The sequence below is a fragment of the Corallococcus exercitus genome (genome assembly GCF_003611585.1).
Taxonomy (GTDB): Bacteria; Myxococcota; Myxococcia; order Myxococcales; family Myxococcaceae; genus Corallococcus; species Corallococcus exercitus.
In genome coordinates this window covers 1-13,075 of sequence record NZ_RAVW01000045.1, presented here as the reverse complement: position 1 = coordinate 13,075, position 13,075 = coordinate 1, and the positions used below count along the sequence as shown (strand labels likewise).

The 13,075-nt window shown below is 70.3% G+C and carries 12 protein-coding genes and 1 tRNA gene; 2 read left to right on the top strand and 11 right to left on the bottom strand.

Going from position 1 to position 13,075, the window contains the following annotated elements; all coding sequences use genetic code 11:
• Positions 1-43: 43 nt before the first annotated feature.
• From thrS to D7W79_RS08635, 7 genes are all read right to left on the bottom strand, one after another.
• Positions 44-1,972 carry a threonine--tRNA ligase gene (gene thrS, locus D7W79_RS08665; protein WP_120524870.1) on the bottom strand — a complete coding sequence of 643 codons (1,929 nt, stop codon included), beginning with the start codon at positions 1,970-1,972 and terminating at the stop codon, positions 44-46.
• A gap of 88 nt (positions 1,973-2,060) precedes the next feature.
• Positions 2,061-2,132, bottom strand: a tRNA-Val gene (locus D7W79_RS08660).
• Positions 2,133-2,215: 83 nt separating this feature from the next.
• Positions 2,216-2,896, bottom strand: coding sequence for a uracil-DNA glycosylase (locus tag D7W79_RS08655; protein WP_120524869.1), 681 nt, complete (start codon positions 2,894-2,896; stop codon positions 2,216-2,218).
• The gene (locus D7W79_RS08650; protein ID WP_439099182.1) at positions 2,893-4,098 is read right to left on the bottom strand and encodes an AI-2E family transporter; all 1,206 of its coding nucleotides are present in this window, start codon (positions 4,096-4,098) and stop codon (positions 2,893-2,895) included. The genes D7W79_RS08655 and D7W79_RS08650 overlap by 4 nt, the downstream gene beginning before the upstream one ends.
• A 155-nt stretch (positions 4,099-4,253) precedes the next feature.
• A complete protein-coding gene (locus D7W79_RS08645; RefSeq protein ID WP_244221658.1) occupies positions 4,254-4,637 on the bottom strand; it encodes a PEGA domain-containing protein in 384 nt (127 codons plus the stop codon).
• A 66-nt stretch (positions 4,638-4,703) separates the two neighbouring features.
• Positions 4,704-5,507: an LPP20 family lipoprotein gene (locus tag D7W79_RS08640; RefSeq protein ID WP_120524867.1), complete on the bottom strand. Its 804-nt coding sequence runs from the start codon at positions 5,505-5,507 to the stop codon at positions 4,704-4,706.
• 200 nt (positions 5,508-5,707) lie between these two features.
• Positions 5,708-6,040 (bottom strand): PilZ domain-containing protein, encoded by a 333-nt coding sequence (locus D7W79_RS08635; protein WP_120524866.1) that lies wholly within the window; start codon positions 6,038-6,040, stop codon positions 5,708-5,710.
• Positions 6,041-6,164: 124 nt separating this feature from the next.
• Here D7W79_RS08635 and D7W79_RS08630 point away from each other — a divergent pair, with 124 nt between their 5' ends.
• A complete protein-coding gene (locus D7W79_RS08630) occupies positions 6,165-6,803 on the top strand; it encodes a hypothetical protein (protein ID WP_147441857.1) in 639 nt (212 codons plus the stop codon).
• 9 nt (positions 6,804-6,812) lie between these two features.
• Here D7W79_RS08630 and D7W79_RS08625 read toward each other — a convergent pair whose 3' ends face one another.
• On the bottom strand, positions 6,813-9,272 hold the full coding sequence (locus tag D7W79_RS08625) for a hypothetical protein (RefSeq protein WP_120524864.1): 2,460 nt from the start codon (positions 9,270-9,272) through the stop codon (positions 6,813-6,815).
• A gap of 42 nt (positions 9,273-9,314) precedes the next feature.
• Between D7W79_RS08625 and D7W79_RS08620 the strand changes: the two genes are divergently transcribed.
• A complete protein-coding gene (locus D7W79_RS08620; RefSeq protein ID WP_120524863.1) occupies positions 9,315-10,058 on the top strand; it encodes an FKBP-type peptidyl-prolyl cis-trans isomerase in 744 nt (247 codons plus the stop codon).
• Positions 10,059-10,109: 51 nt separating this feature from the next.
• Here the strand turns inward: D7W79_RS08620 and D7W79_RS08615 are convergent, their stop codons facing one another.
• From D7W79_RS08615 to D7W79_RS08605, 3 genes are all read right to left on the bottom strand, one after another.
• A complete protein-coding gene (locus D7W79_RS08615; RefSeq protein ID WP_120524862.1) occupies positions 10,110-10,355 on the bottom strand; it encodes a hypothetical protein in 246 nt (81 codons plus the stop codon).
• Positions 10,352-11,002 (bottom strand): hypothetical protein, encoded by a 651-nt coding sequence (locus D7W79_RS08610; protein WP_120524881.1) that lies wholly within the window; start codon positions 11,000-11,002, stop codon positions 10,352-10,354. The genes D7W79_RS08615 and D7W79_RS08610 overlap by 4 nt, the downstream gene beginning before the upstream one ends.
• Positions 11,003-11,043: 41 nt before the next feature.
• Positions 11,044-13,075: hypothetical protein (locus D7W79_RS08605; protein WP_439099181.1), on the bottom strand; the 2,032-nt coding region annotated here is incomplete at its 5' end.

Genomic DNA, 13,075 nt, shown 5'->3' with positions numbered 1-13,075 from the left:
GTAGTCCAGCCCAGACGGGGAGTCAAGTCCCCCACACCGCGGTTCAGGGCAGCGTGGCTTCCCTGGCCAGGAGGGCCTCGAAGTCGGCGTACTTCATGGTCTTCAGGTCCTCGCCGCCGTAACGGCGGGGGGCCACGGCGCCGGCCTCCACCTCGTTGTCGCCCACCACCAGGGTGAAGGGGACCTTCTGCATCTGGGCTTCGCGGATCTTCGCGTTGAGCGTCATGCCACGCTCGTCCAGCTCCACCCGGAAGCCCTTGGCGCGCAGGTCGTCCCGCACCTTGCGGGCGTAGTCCAGCTGACGGTCCGCCACGGTGACGAGGGTGGCCTGCACCGGGGCGAGCCACGCCGGGAAGGCGCCGGCGAAATGCTCGATGAGGATGGCGGTGAAGCGCTCGAAGGAGCCGAAGATGGCGCGGTGGAGGACCACCGGGCGGTGCTCGGCGTTGTCCTCGCCCACGTAGGTGAGGTCGAAGCGCTCCGGGGCCAGGTAGTCCAGCTGCATGGTGCCCAGCTGCCACTTGCGGCCGATGCTGTCGGAGACGGCGAAGTCGATCTTCGGGCCGTAGAAGGCGCCGTCGCCGGGGGCCAGCTCGTACGGGAGGCCCAGCGACTCCAGCGCCGCCTTGAGGCCGCCTTCCGCGCGGTCCCAGAGCGAGTCGTCGCCCAGGCGCTGCTCGGGGCGCGTGGACAGCTTCACCGCGTAGGTGAGGCCCACCGCCTTGTAGACGCGGTCCAACAGCTGCACGAAGCGCCGCACCTCGTCGGTGATCTGGCTCTCCATGCAGTAGATGTGCGCGTCGTCCTGCGCGAACTGGCGCACGCGGGTGAGGCCGCCCAGGGAGCCCGCGGCCTCGTTGCGGTGGAGCACGTCCTGGGTGTGCAGGCGCAGCGGCAGATCGCGGTAGCTGTGCTTCTTGAAGCCGTAGAACAGGTGGTGCGACGGGCAGTTCATCGGCTTGAGGGAGAAGTCGTGCTCGCCGGACTCGCTGTCGAGCACCAGGAACATGTTCTCCTTGTACTTGCCCCAGTGGCCGCTCGTCTCCCAGAGGCCCTTGTTGAACATCAGGGGCGTCTTGATCTCCACGTAGCCGTCACCGGCCGTGAGCGAGCGCATCCAGTTGGACAGCGTCTGGTAGAGCGTGGTGCCCTTGGGCGTCCAGAAGGCGGCGCCCGGCGAGTACGGGTGGAAGTGGAAGAGGTCCAGCTCCTTGCCCAGCTTGCGGTGGTCGCGCTTCCTCGCCTCTTCGATGCGCGTGAGGTACGCGTCCAGCGCCTTCTTGTCGAAGAAGGCCGTGCCGTAGACGCGCTGGAGCATCGGGTTGCGGTGGTCGCCGCGCCAGTACGCGCCGCTGGAGGAGAGGATCTTGATGACGCCGATCTTCCCGGTGCTGGGCGCGTGGGGCCCCAGGCAGAAGTCCACCCAGTCGCCGTGGGTGTAGAGCGTGAGCGTCTTGGCGCCCTTGGCGGCGATGTCCTTGACGATCTCCACCTTGAACTTCTCGCCCTTCTCCTCGAAGAGCTTGATGGCGTCCTCCATGGAGATCTCGGTGCGGACGAACGGCATGTCCTGCTTGAGCTCCGCGTTGGCGGCCGCCTCGATCTTCTCCAGCTCCTCCGGCGTGAAGGGCTTCTCGCGGAAGAAGTCGTAGTAGAAGCCCTCCTCCGTCGCGGGACCGATGGTCACCTGCGTGCCGGGGAACAGCTTCTGCACGGCGCTGGCGACCACGTGCGCGGCGTCGTGGCGGATGAGGTCCAGGCCCTCCGGGCTCTTGGACGTGAAGATCTGCAGCTTCGCGTCCTCGTCGAGCGTCCGGGCCAGGTCCATGTCCTGGCCGTTGACCCGGGCGAACAGGGCCGCCTTCGCGAGCCCCACGCCGATGCTGCCCTTCACGAAGTCCGCGATGGTCGTGCCCCGGGCGGTCTGCTTCTGGCTGCCGTCGGGGAGCGTCACCGTGATGGATTCGGACATGGCGGAAAAACCCCTGCGCTGGAAAAAAGTACGGGCGGCAGGCTTTTGGAAAAGCCGGCCGCCCGCGAGATGGAACGCTTACTGATGATGGGTCGTAGTGGGATCGAACCACTGACCCCTACCGTGTCAAGGTAGTGCTCTACCGCTGAGCTAACGACCCGTCGTGCGGATGGGCGCGGGGAATAACAGCGGGCTCCCGCACCTGTCAAGGAACATGAGCGCGGGCCCTTCTCTTCCCCGCGTTCACGTCTCCAACAACGCGCGGACGCGTTTCATCACCGCGTCGAACATGGCGGGGGTGAGCCTCCCCGTCTGGGTGTTCTGCTGGCTGACGTGGTAGCTGCCCACGAGCCACCGGCCGTCCGGCAGCCGGAACTCGGCGCCATGGCCAAAGGCGGGCCGGGGTGTGGGCAGCGCGCCCCCGGTGCGAGCCACCGAGGCCAGCGCGGCGTTCCACCCGATGGCCCCCAGGGCGAGCAGCACCCGGCCGGGCAACAACGCCATCTCGCGGTCCAGGAAGGGCGCGCAGCGGGCCAGCTCCTCCGGCAGGGGCTTGTTGTCCGGCGGCGCGCACCGGCCGGCGGCGACGATGAAGGCGTCCGTCAGCTTCAGCCCGTCGTCCCGGCGCTCGCTCCCGGCCTGGTTCGCGAAGCCCGCCCGGTGCAGGCCCGCGAAGAGGAAGTCGCCGGAGCGGTCCCCGGTGAACATCCGCCCCGTCCGGTTGGCCCCGTGCGCGGCGGGCGCCAGGCCCACGATGATCAGCCGGGCCCTGGGGTCTCCGAAGCCGGGGACGGGCTTCCCCCAGTAGTCCCAGTCGCGGTAGGCGCGCCGCTTCACGCGGGCCACCTCCTCGCGCCAGGCCACCAGCCGGGGGCAGGCCCGGCACGCGACAATCTCCTGGTGCAGCTTCTCCAGCTTCGTCACGGCTCCTGCACGCTCCCCTTGTAGAGCTGCGTGCGGCGGTAGCGCTGGATGACGACGCTCAGGACGACCTTGAGGATGGCGCTGGCGGGCACGGCCAGGAGGATGCCCACGAAGCCGAACAGCTCTCCGAAGGCGAGCACGGCGATGATGACCGCCACGGGGGCCAGGCCCACCTTCTCCCCCACGACGCGCGGGGTGATGACGAAGCCCTCGGCCAGCTGCCCGATGATGAAGGTCGCGGCCACCACGGCCAGCTGCCACGGCCCCTGCCACGACAGGAGCACGCCCAGGACGGCCAGCACCACGCCGATGCCCGTGCCCAGGTAGGGCACCATGTTGCCGAAGCCAGCGATGAGGCCAATGGCGATGGCCAGGTCGATGCGCGCCACGGACAGCCCCACCGCGTAGAGCACCGACAGGATGGCGCCCACGGTGAGCTGGCCCTGCACGAAGGCGGACAGCACCTCGTCCACCTCGCGGAAGCGCTGGCTCACCAGCGCCACGGAGCGGCGCGGCAGCAGGTCCTGGATGCGCCCCATGAGGCGCGGGTAGTCCTGGAGGAAGAAGAACGCCAGCACCGGCACCACCGACAGGCCCAGCAGCGTGGCCGCGAAGCGCGCGGTGTTGCCGGCGAAGCTCGCGACCAGCCGCGCCGCCGTGGGGCCCGCGCTCTGGAGCAACTCGGAGGCCTTCTCCCCCAGCTCCGCGGTGCGCTGGCTCACCAGGTCCGGCAGCGACACGCCCAGCAGCGACTCCACCTGCGGCACCACCTGGGTGCTGGCGCGCTGGAAGAAGCCGGGCAGCTTCGCCGCCTCGTCGCGGAACACCGGCACCAGGTACAGGCCCGCGCCCACCATCAGCAGCGTGCCCGCGAAGAAGAGGATGGACGTGCCCCAGGTGCGGTCCACGCCGCGCTTCTCCAGGAGCGTGACGAGCGGGTTGAACGCGTACGCGCCCGTCAGCGCCAGCAGCACCGGCACCGCCACCCCGCCGAACACGGACAGGAGCGCGAACACCAGCGCCAGCGAGCCCACCATCACGCCGGACCACACGAAGTCGACCCGGCGGGCCTCCGCCTCGTCCAGGGCCGCGGGGTCGCCGGCCGGGGGCACGGGCTCCGGATGCACGACGTGCAGCACCGGGGAGACTTCCGGGGGCGCTTCCGCTGGAGCGCTGGTCACGGCGGGCTGGGGAACCTTCACCGCGCGCTCACTGCCTCTCTTGCGACGTCCGATGACCGCCTCCTGTCCCCGCCCATCCTACGGTGTCTTCGGCCCCTGATTGCGGTCCACGAACCGGTCAAAGCGGTCGCCCGCCACCTCGCGGTCCAGGGTGGCGGCCGAGGCACGACCGTCCATCAGGGGGAGACGCTGCCGCCCTCGGGCGCCAGGGGCCGGAGCTTGACCTTCAACGTCACCCGCGCCTTCCCGGGCTCGTAGTAGGTCGTGTACGGGTAGAACCCGCGCTTCTTGACCTCCACCTGGTGGAAGCCCGAGTCGACCAGCCGCAGGCTCCGGGACACCCCGGCGAAGTCGTTGCAGGTCCCCTGCTCCACGCCGTCCAGCAACACCTGGGCGTCCGACGGTTCGCACCGGAGCACCAGGTCCCCGCGCTTGGCCGCGCTGGAGGCCATCAACTGCTCCGCGCGGGCCACCGTGGCGGGCGACTCCTGCTTCGCCGCGCAGCCGCCCGTCAGCGCCGCCGCCAGCGTGAACACCGCCGTCCCGCGAAGGCACTTCACGGCGTCACGGCCAGCACGAAGGATCCAAGGGACACCATCATTCCTCGAGCACGTGGGCCAGCGGCGCTACTGCGTGACGATGGCGACCCGGCCCTCGGCCAGGAAGCGCGTGTTCGCCTCGGTGAGCGCGCGGGCCCCTTCCGCGCTCAGCACCAGGTCGGAGCCCTGGAGCTGCGCGGCCTTCACCACCAGGGGCTTGTCGCCCACGCGCGAGGCCTTCCGGGCCGCGTCCAGGCTGTCGAACCAGGCCGCGACGCCCGCCGTGCCGCGCGCCTCTTCCGTGAGCACCGTCGCGCCGTAGAGCGCCTTGCCCGTCGCGTCCACCAGCCTGGGCGCCAGCACCGGCGTCACGCCCAGCCCGCGCGCGTCCACCACGAGGCCCGTGTACTTCGCGGCGCCGTCGTTGAGCACGATGGCCGGCTCCTGCGCGGACGTCAGCGCCGCGGTGAGCGCCGCGAGCGGCACCTCCACGTCCATCTCCACGCCGCTGTCGGAGAAGTAGCGCGTGGCCAGGACCTTGTAGCCGCGGATGGCGCCCTCGATGCGGCCCTTCACCTCGTCACGCGCCAGCTCGTCGCCCACGGTGCGGCCCGCGCTCACCTGGATGCCCTTGGCCTGCTCCAGCAGGTTGCGGAACGCGTCCAGCTTCGCGGCACGCTCGGCGCCCAGCCGGGCCTGCGCGGGGTTGGCGGCCTTGAGGTCCGGAGCCCCGGCGCCCGTGGCGCGCAGGACCTGTCCCTCCCAGTTGATGCCCGGAGTGCCCACGCCGCGCGCGGCTTCAGCGGCGGGTGCTGCGACCTTCGCGTCCTTGCCCTGGCCCAGCGCCGTCAGCGGCACGACCAGCAACAATCCCCACAGCGAACGCCTCACGGAGCACTCCTCCCGTTGTCGCCGCGAAAGGTCGGCGAGCGCACAGGGAACCTCTCCGGTCATTCAAGGGGGTCACTTCGCGCGAAGTCAAGGCGACCCGGGGGACGGTCGGATCCGCCAGACGACCTCTGCGCTCGTACCGCGAACCGCCGGTGGCACCGCGCAATCGCGGTGGCACACGCGGAGGGTAATGCTTTGCGTCAGTTGCCGTTGGTGTGACGGTCGACGTAGGCGTCGATCATCTTGCGGTGCCGCTCGGTGAGCAGCGTGAAGCGCACGCCGGACTGCTCCTTGCGGCCCAGTTCCTTCCACTCGCGTACGACTTCACCCTCGGCGTAGATGATCTCCTCGGAGCCGGGGAGCTGGAACTGGAGGCCCACGCGGCGCGCGTCGTGCTGGGGCTCGATGAGACGCGAGAGGCTGACGCCTTCCTGGCTGATGTCCGCGGCGCGGGTCATGTACGGCACGCCGCCCATGTACTTGTTGAGGTAGATGTCCAGGGGCGCCCGATTGGCCTTCCGCTTCTCGCTCATTGGCTCACGACCTCCGGCTGGTGCAACAGGCTGCTGCGGGGGTGCAGCGACCTGAAGGCACAGTACGTTCAGACGTCATGCGCGCAAGAAAACGGCGCCCTTCAAGCGCGCTAGGCTGGCCACCATGCGCCGCGTTTTTCCGCTCGCTGGATTCTTCGCGTTGGCCTGTGCCTGCGGACTGCCAGCGCACGTGCGGCCGGTGCCCGCGGGCACGCTCGCGCTGGAGGCAGGCGTGGGGGGACCAGCGGTCCGGCTGGAGGGCACGCCCGTTCCCCTGCCCCTGTCCACATTGGGCGCGAGCTACGGGTTGAACGACCGGTGGGACGTGAGCGCCCATGCGCACCTCACGCCGCTGTTGCTGGGTGTCGCGGGGATGGATGTGGGGACGACGTGGCTCGCGCTGGGGCAGGACGGCGCGCGGCCCGCGGTGGCGCTCACGGGCCGTGGCTACGTGTTCAGCGACCTGGACACGGGCGCGCTCTTCCATGGCGAGGCGACGGCCGCGGCGAGCTGGCTCTTGCGCGAGCGCTTCCTCACGTACGTCTCCGGATCCGCGCTGTTCGACGTGGTGGAGTCTGACGTGCTGTGGTCCCTGGCCGCCGGAACGCGGGTGCCCTTCGGGCGCTTCGCGCTCCAGGTCGAGCTGGGCTGGTACTGGCCTGGCTACGACGCGTCGGTCGCTGGCGCGGAGTGGCTCACGCCGGGAGGCCGCGGGGCGTTGGGCCTGGTGCTGGGGGGCAGCTATCGCTTCGGAGGTCCGTGAGGGCGTGCATCACAGCGGCTCTGTCACGCGCACCCGGCTGAAGCCTTCCCGGTCGTCCTCGAAGAGCACCACACCCGCGCTGCCATCCGGACGCGCCACCACGCGGGGCCTCGTGAGCTGGTTGGGGGATGCGCCCGTGTCATCAAGTCGCGCGGCATCGACGAGCGCCGTGCTGGAGACCGGCGACATGCGCGCGGCGCCGAGCCCGCTCTTTCCCGGGGACAGGTCCTGGAACACGACGCGCCATTCATCGTGAATCCAGGCAGCGGAGGGACGGAAGCGGCTGAGGAAGGCGCCGGTGTCCGCGCCTCCAGCCACGAGGGGCAGTGACTCCCAGCCTCCCTGCACCCGCCGCGCACCGCGCACATCGTGATGCCCGCGCCGTTCGCGCAGGTCGTCCCAGACGAGCACCGCGCTTCCATCTGGCGCTGAAGTGAGGCGGGGATCGCTCGCCAGTGTCTCCGCCTCGGAGGGAGGCGACACCTGTCGGGCGGCCGTGAACCCCTCCCCTGCCGATACGGCCGCGTATATCTCCCAGTCCCGTTCGCGGTAGTCGATCCACGCCACCGCCCAGCCTTCAGCGGTCCACGTCAACGTGGGTTGAAGCTGCGAGCCTTCGTGCTGGTCGGTCACGCTGTTGCCCGGATCCACGCGCATCGACGCGGCCCACGTGAGGCCACCGTCCTCCGAACGCGACAGGCGGACCTTGGGCGCGAGCCCTTCACGGAAGTCCGTCCAGGCCAGCGCCACGCGCGTCGTCCCTGGCTGCCACGCGAGCGCCGCTTCCCACTGCGAGGAGTTCGTCACCTCCACCCGCGTGGCCGTGCTGAAGCTCACGCCACCATCCAAGGAGGCCGCCGTCCACAGCACTTCCTTCTCCCCTTCACGCGCCTCCTGCCACGCGACGACCACGCTGCCCGCGGGCCCGGCGGCGATCGCCGGACGCAGCTGCCTGCCCGGGCCCGGTGACACTGGATGCGCGGGCGTGAACGTGCGGCCATCGTCGTCACTGGTCGCGACGTACACCTGGGCACTTCCCTCTCGTGTATCGCTGAAGACCACGTGGAGCCGCCCCGCCGCGTCGTATGCGCCCTCGGGATTCGTCTGCGCCCCCACGTCCACGGGGGCCACCTCCCGCGATGGCAGCCCTTCACCCGTGGGCGTCACCGCCACCTTCGGCCCGGGCCCATCGCCCGCGAGCGACAGGTCCGCCGCGATGAGGCTTCGCGCGTACTTCCCTTCCCGCTTGTCCCCGGAACCTGGAGCCAGCGCCTCGCCCGCTTCACGCAGCCGCGCCTGCCGTGCCTCCAGGGACAGCGATGCATCCACCTCCACCGGATCCGCGAACGTCCACGGCCCCACGTCCACCCAGCCCGTCAGCGGTCGGCTTCCCACGAAGGCGCGCGGCGGCTGCTCCGGCGTGCTCTTGCGCGTCACCCAGACCTGTCCGTCGAACACGAGGTCGAAGAGGTTGCCGCTCAGCATCGGCGCCGCGCTGTACCGGAAGCCGCGGTACTTCTGCGTGTGGCTCCACCCCGACGACAGGATGGTGTCCGGCAACCAGCCGCCCTGCGCGTCCGCGACGGTCCAGCCACTCCACGCCTCCGGCTGCGTCACCAGCTCCGTGCCCACGTCCTCCAGCCGCTGCATGAAGGGCGCATAGAACGCATCGCGCGAGATGGCCGCGCCCACCTTCCCGAACGGCAACGCGAACGCCCCCAGCCGCTCCAGCGACGCGGGGCTCAGGTCCAGGTCCTCCTCCTCCGTCTCCGTGAGGTAGACCTTGTCGCTCCGGCCCGCGAGCGTCCCGTCCGGCGCGTACAGCAGCGCCGCGTTGAAGCACTCCGGCCCGGTGGCCACGTACGCGGGCTCATCCCCTTGCGCGTCCACGTCACGGAACAGGCTCACCGCGTCCGAGTCGCGGCGCGCCTCCACGTACGGCACGTTCGCGGACGTCATCACCCACACGCCGTAGCGCTTCGCGATGCCGCCGAACGTGTGCTCCATGGCCCGCCACGCCGGGTCCCCCAACGCGAGCGTCAGCGACCGGGCCGCGGAGATGCCCGGGAAGCGCCGCCGGTATTCGTCCGCCGCGCGGAACCACCCCGAGTACATCGCGTTGAACGCCAGCTCCGTGTCGCCCGCCCCGCGCGCCAGCATCGCGCGGCGGCCCGTGAACCAGGCGATGAGCCCCGCGTCCTCCGGGAACAGCAGCAGGTTGGGCCGCGTCTGGGACAGGCACGGCGCGATGCGCACCATGTCCTCGCGGAAGGACGCGTCGAAGTGCTCCAGCGAGGCCGCGTCATCCAGCGTGAAGGCATGCCCCACCACGAACACGCGCACGGTGCCCGTGTCCGTGAAGGACAGGCCACACACCGTGTCGTCCTCTGGCACGGTCGGCCCTCCACAGGCCAGGGTGGCGAGGGTTCCCAGCAGCACCGCGAACGCGAAGGATGACCGGCAGCGCATGAGCGGCCCTATAGTCCCCCCATTCTCGTGAAAGGCGGAAGCATGCGTATGCAGTGGAAGGCGGCCCTGGTCCTGATGCTCGGTGCTCCGGGCCTCGCCCTGGCCCAGGCCCCGACGAAGACCTCCAAGCCGGCCGCCGCGCCGGAGGCCGCCGCGAAGGCCGCCCCTGCCCAGGCGCCCCTGGAGCTCAAGACGGATGAGCAGAAGACGATCTATGCGCTCGGCATCTCGCTGGGCCAGAGCGTGACGGCGCTCGCGCTCACCCCGGAGGAGGTGCAGGTGCTCCAGCGCGGCCTCCAGGATTCGCTCAGCGGCACCGCGCCCGCCGTGGATGCGAAGGAGTTCACCCCGAAGATCCAGGCGCTCGCCAAGGCGCGGCAGTCGCAGGTCAACATCGCCACGCTGGACCGCGCCTCCAAGGAGCCCGGCGCCACGCGGCTGCCCTCCGGCGTCATCTACCGGGAGCTCAAGGCCGGCACCGGCAAGTCGCCCCGCGCCATCGACACCGTGAAGGTGCACTACCAGGGCACGCTGGTGGACGGCACGGAGTTCGACAGCTCCTACAAGCGCGGCCTCGCGGTGGAGTTCCCGCTCAACGGCGTCATCCCCTGCTGGACCCAGGGCGTGCAGAAGATGAAGGTCGGCGGCAAGGCGAAGCTCACCTGCCCCGGGAGCACCGCCTACGGAGAGCGCCCGCCCCCGGGCTCGCGCATCCCGCCCAACGCCGTGCTCACCTTCGACGTGGAGCTGGTGGACATCCCCGGCAACACCGCCGCCACGCCGTAGTCCGCCTCACCGGGGGCCCGCATGCGACGGGCCCCCTTTGAAGGCAAGGCGTCACGGTCCCGAAGACTTCACGGACCGGCCGCCAAAGGGCGGGTTGGCCATGATGGCCTGGGCCATCCGGTCCGAGAAGGCGCGCCCCTCCCGCTGGAAGGACTCCGTCTCCTCCGCGTTCAGGCGCACGCGCACCTCGAACTGGACGATGCCGCCCACCACGACCTCGATGGACAGCGCCCCGTCCTTCCCGCGCAGCACGCGGTACAGGAGCGGACTCTGGAGGAGCACCTCCTCGTCGCTCACGGGATCTCCGCCACCTGCGTGTCCGTCACCGGCGCGTTGATGACCATCACCTCCGGCGCGCCGCCGGACGTGTAGCCACCGAACTTGAAGCAGTCCGTGTCCTCCGGCGTGGTGCACTTCCACACGCCGGGATCCGCCTCCACCGGCAGGCGCGTGCAGACCTTCTGCGCCGCCAGGTCCAGCGTCATCATCCGCAGCGGGCCCTCGAAGTTCTTCGCCGGCAGGCCCAGCGCCTGGCCCAGCACCGCGGGGTCGTGCTTGCCGTCCGCCGTCTTCGCCTTCTCCACCGCGCCATGGATGGCCGCGGACGGCGCCGCGAACAGGTAGCAGGCCACGTCGTTGCAGCGGCCGAAGTTCTTCGCGCCCGTCTGCACCACGAACTTCTGGTACGCGCTGTCCGTCATCAGCCACGACACCTTGCGGTCCGGGAAGTTCTTCTCGATGTGCTGATCAATCCCGTAGGGGGCGGCCATCGCGTCCGCCTCCTTGGAGATGCCCTTCTGCGTGTCGTCGCAGTTGTCCACCAGCGACGCGGCCGGAGGCGGTTGCTCCGTCGTCTCCGGGGGCTTCGTGCCGCCCTTCATCGATGCACAGCCCACCACCGTCGACAGGGAGCCCAGCACCAGCGCACGAGAGATGAAATTCACGGTCAATCCTCCAGATAAGCGAAATGGGGAATGGCCGGATATCACAGCGCCGCTTCGGTGGCCCGCAACAAAGCCTCCGCGCTGACGGGAGCGCCGGTGGCGTGGCGCATCCATTCGTCCGGGGTGACGGAGCCGAAGGTGGCCATGCGCTCGAACTCCGCGCCCAGCGGGCCGTGCTGCTTCAGGTGCTCTTCAATCTGGAAGGCGATGAGGTGCCCCAGCGGGTAGTCCGGCAGGTACAGCGGGTAGCTGATCATGTGGCTGTAGATGCCCAGCACGGGGCTGTCCTTCCGCCCCAGCACCGGCGCGTAGTAGCGGTTCCACACGTCGCGCGACAGGCTGGCCACCGCGTCGCGCAGCTGGGCGGGCGTGGCGTCCGGGTGTTCGTACATCCAGTGCCACGTGGCCATGTCCACCAGCGCCACGCCGGCGATCTCCCACGCCTGCCAGAAGTCGTTGAGCACGCGCTCTCGCTCGCTGGCCGCGTCCGGCTTGCCCAGGCCCAAGAGTTCCAGGTCGCGCGCCTGGAAGACGAAGGCCAGGGCCTCCGTGAAGGCGTTGTTGGGGACGCCGGACAGGAGCGTGTGGTCCACCTGGTACAGGCTGAAGACCTGCTCCACGTTGTGCCCCAGTTCGTGCACCGCGATGTTGTAGCCCTTGTAGTCCATGCCCCCCTTCTCCACGCGCGTGCGCAGGCGGGGGAAGTCGCCCCGGCGCAGCGCCTGCTGCGCATGGCCCGCGCCGCGTGACGCATCCACGCGGATGTACGACGCGAGCACGTCCGCCTTCTCCCGCGTGAAGCCCAACCCCTGGAGGATGCGCGGGATGTCGCGCGCGAAGGCGTCCGCCGTGGGGTAGCGCTGGCGCGTCATCGCGTCCAGCTGTGCCTCCGGCACCTTCGAGCCCGGACGGAAGCCGGGATACCAGAGGTCCTGCGGCTCCAGCGGGCGGCCCAGGCGGGTCTGGATCAGCTTCGCCACGCGCGGCACCAGCGGCGACTCCAGGAGCTGCGTGAGCAGCGCGCGCACGCGCTCCTCCGGCAGGCCGCGATCCAGCTCGAAGGCGCGCGCGATGCGCGTGGGCGCCACGGGCGAGTACGGATCCACCTTGCGCGACGCCTGGAACGTGGCCAGCAGCCGCGCATAGCGGGTGTCCGGCTCCGGCGCGGGGTCCGCCTTCGCGGCCCGCTGCGGCGCGTTCGCCTCCACCGTCTCCGGCGGGGCCGCCGTGACCTTGTTGGTGAAGGGGTCCCAGTCCACGCGCGGGTTGTCGATGACGGCGGCGGGGATGGTCTGCGTGACGATGCGCTCCATCACCTGGACGATCATCCGCTGCTTCGCCAGGCCCTTCGGGTCCGTGTAGTCCGCCTTCAATTCGTCGCGCAGGTTCCAGTGGCTGATGAGCCGCAGGCCCTGGGGGAACAGGCGCTGGCCCTTCGCGTCCACCAGGTGGTGCATCCAGACGTTGTACTCGGCGATGTAGAGGTTCGCGTCCGCGATGGCCTGCGACACCTTCTGCTCCACCGCCGCGGGCACGCGCCGGTTGAAGCGCGACGCCAGCTTCGCCTCCGCCCACTGCCGCCGCGTCCAGGACGGGCCCTCCTTCACGCGCTCGGCCAGCGTGGTGAGCGGGAAGTTGAGCAGCACGACGAAGCCCGGCTTCGCCTGGAACAGGTCCGACGTGACGTTGGAGGACGGGTCATACGCCGCGAGCAGCGGCTCCACCGGCAACAGCGGCCCCAGGTCCAGGTCGGTAAACCACTGGAGCTCCCGCCCCAGCTCGTTCATGTGGCCATCGAACTGTTCGAACAGCCCTTCGAAGCGCGTGAACGTCGCGTCCAGCTGGGGGCCCGTGGGCAGGAACTGCTCGCGCGCGAAGGCCGCCAGGTCCCCGTCCTCCGGCCGCCACAGCGCGGCTACCTGATCCACGCCGCGCTCGATGCGCGCGGCTTGCGCCTCGCCGTGCTGCTTCACCAGCTCCTGCTTGAGCGCGGCCAGTGACTCCTTCGTCACGGGGGCGGCCGGCGCTGACGCGGAGGTGGACGCGGCGGCTGGCGGCGTGGGGGCCGTGGAG